Origin of the sequence: Jatrophihabitans sp. (assembly GCA_036399055.1) — a bacterium.
Lineage (GTDB): Bacteria > Actinomycetota > Actinomycetes > Mycobacteriales > Jatrophihabitantaceae > Jatrophihabitans_A.
Genome location: DASWNX010000007.1, coordinates 1 through 2,628, shown reverse-complemented (window position 1 = coordinate 2,628; position 2,628 = coordinate 1). Strand labels below are relative to the sequence as shown.

Below are 2,628 nucleotides of genomic sequence, written 5' to 3'. Positions count from 1 at the left end.
CGCGCGCCCCCACCGGGGCGCTCACCGCGGCCCCCGTCGATGACCAGCAGGAAAGAAGGTGTCCCCGATGGTGATAGTCGTGAAGAAGGGCGCTCCCGAACAGGCGATCGCCGACATGGTCAGACAAGTGGAAAGCGTCGGTGGTCAGGCCTTCGTCAGCCGCGGCGCCGAGCGGACCATCATCGGCCTGATCGGTGACCCGGACCTGTTCTCCGGCATGGGCTTCCGCTCCAATGTGTGGGTCGAGAACGTGGTCAGGATCAGCTCCAAGCACAAGCTGGTCAGCCGCGAGCACCACCAGTCCCTGTCGCAGGTGCGGGTGGGCGATGCGGTCTTCGGCGGCGGGCACATCGCCCTGATCGCCGGCCCGTGCGCGGTGGAGACCTACGAGCAGACCCTCGCGGCCGCGCTGATGGCCAAGACCGCTGGCGCGCAGATGCTGCGTGGCGGCGCGTACAAGCCGCGCACCTCGCCGTACGCCTTCCAAGGACTCGGCCAGCAGGGCCTGGAGATCCTCGCCGAGGTGGGCGTCCAGGCCGGCCTGCCGACGGTCACCGAGGTCATCACCCCCCAGGACGTGGACCTGGTGGTGCGGCATGTCGACATGCTCCAGGTCGGCGCCCGCAACATGCAGAACTTCGCGCTGCTGCAAGCTGTCGGCGAGTCCGGAAAGCCGGTGCTGCTCAAGCGGGGACTCAGCGCCACCATCGATGAGTGGCTGATGGCCGCGGAGTACATCGCCCAGCGCGGCAGCCTCAACATCGTGTTGTGCGAACGAGGTATCCGCACCTATGAGACCCGGACCAGGAACACCCTCGACGTCTCCGCGGTGCCGGTGTTGCGCCAAGCCAGCCACCTGCCGGTGGTGGTCGACCCCTCGCATTCCGGTGGTGACCGGTCGCTGGTGCTTCCGCTGTCCAGGGCGGCGCTCGCCGCCGGCGCCGACGGACTCATCGTCGACGTCCATGCCACGCCCCAGACCGCGCTCTGCGACGGCCCGCAGGCGCTGCGAGCGGAGGACATGGACGCGCTGAAGAACACCGTCACCTTCATGTCCGAGGCGCTGAGGCGCCTTTGCGAGCTGGGGGCGGCGCCGGACATCGAAGCTCGCCAGCCTGCCATGGCGTGAGCTGCCCTGATCTGACCTGATCCTTCTTATCGGATACTTACGATACTTTTAGCGTCTAACGCTTATCCTCTCACCCAGCAGCCGTCGCCAGATGTGCGTGAGTGCGAGGCTGGCTGCCAGCGCGCCCCCCGGAGCCTGGTCATGTCGCATCGTGGTCAGGAGGTCAGCAGCGTGCAGCGGTTACCTCGACCCGACACCGCGCCCCTGGTGACGTGGACCAGCGAAGTGAACCAGTGGTGCGGTCCGATGGAGATCCGCGGCGACCGCCGCACCTTCACCCATGGCGCCCTGAGCATCGAGGAGTACGGCCGGGTCCGGGTCTCGGTGATCCGGGCTGACGCGCACACCGCCCTGCACCGGCCGACGCCCGCGGCGCAGAGCGACAACCTCTACGTGTTCATGCCCCTCGAAGGCGAGTTCACGTTACGAGAGCTCTCCCGCGACGCCCGAGTCGGGCCCGACGAGCTGATCATGGTCGACACCGCCCGGTCCTACCGCATGCGGGTTGAAGCCCCGATCACCTTCATGGCCGTCCGGGTGCCGCACCTGCTCGTCGGCCTGTCACCGGCCTCGACGCAATCCCTGACCGGCACGGTGTGGAGCAACTCAGCAGGGGTGCCGGCCATGGTGTCGACGGCCTTGCGAGCCATCTCCGACCACATGCACGCGCCCAAGGGGGTGGCAGCCGAGAGCATGGGGCTGACCGTCGCCGGGTTGCTCACCTCGTTGTTCGCCGAGCGGCTGCAAGCCGTCCGTGATGATTCAAACAGCGCCCGCCAACTTCAATTCATGAGCATCCAGGCCTACCTACGTGACAACCTGACTGACCCGGCGTTAGCGCCGGGAGCGGTCGCGAAGCATTTTCGGGTGTCGCTGCGCTATCTGCAGATGCTGTTCTCCGAGCACGACAACTCCCCTGCCCGGTGGATCAGAGCTGAGCGGCTCGAGCGGTGCAAGAGCGACCTTCTCAATCCGGCCTTCGCGAATCTGACGGTGGCGGCCATCGGCGAGCGCTGGGGCTTCTACGGCGCCTCGCACTTCACCCGCATGTTCCGAGAGCACTTCGGCGTGCCGCCGAGCGCGCTCAGAGGGATCGACGGCACCAGCCGCGACGCGCTGGAGAAGGCGACCGCGCTGCGCAGTGCTGGCTGACTGCCGCACGGCTTTTCCGGTGACGCATTAGGCCCTCAGAGGCCTCTTCGTCGTCCCCGCTGTCTCGTCTCACGCCTTCGCACCAGCCTCGTCACCTGGCACCGGGCTTAACGCTGGGTGCCGGTGGTGCGCCGGTGGGCGCAGAGTTCGGGCCAGGCGCCGATTCGGCGCCTGGCCCGGACTTGCCTTGCGGTGTTACTGAATCACTGGTGTCGCTGGTTCACTGCGTCGTTCGGTGATCAGCTCAGGGTGAGTGAGGTGTCATCGATGACGAAGGAGGTCTGCAGTGAGGAGTCCTCGACGCCGGAGAAGCTGACCGTGATGGTCTGGCCCGCCAGCGAGGAGAC

General features: G+C 67.1%; 2 protein-coding genes. Both read left to right on the top strand.

Going from position 1 to position 2,628, the window contains the following annotated elements; translation table 11 throughout:
* Nucleotides 1-67 precede the first annotated feature (67 nt).
* A complete protein-coding gene (gene aroF / locus VGB75_02405) occupies nucleotides 68-1,129 on the top strand; it encodes a 3-deoxy-7-phosphoheptulonate synthase (protein ID HEY0165871.1) in 1,062 nt (353 codons plus the stop codon).
* A gap of 141 nt (nucleotides 1,130-1,270) precedes the next feature.
* Complete coding sequence (locus VGB75_02400; GenBank protein ID HEY0165870.1) at nucleotides 1,271-2,281, top strand: helix-turn-helix domain-containing protein; 1,011 nt, start codon at nucleotides 1,271-1,273, stop codon at nucleotides 2,279-2,281.
* Nucleotides 2,282-2,628: the final 347 nt, after the last annotated feature.

What these genes read in the sequence shown, in the direction of transcription:
- aroF (HEY0165871.1), top strand. Translation starts at nt 68, where the DNA reads ATGGTGATAGTCGTGAAGAAGGGCGCTCCCGAACAGGCGATCGCCGAC.
- VGB75_02400 (HEY0165870.1), top strand. Translation starts at nt 1,271, where the DNA reads ATGTCGCATCGTGGTCAGGAGGTCAGCAGCGTGCAGCGGTTACCTCGA.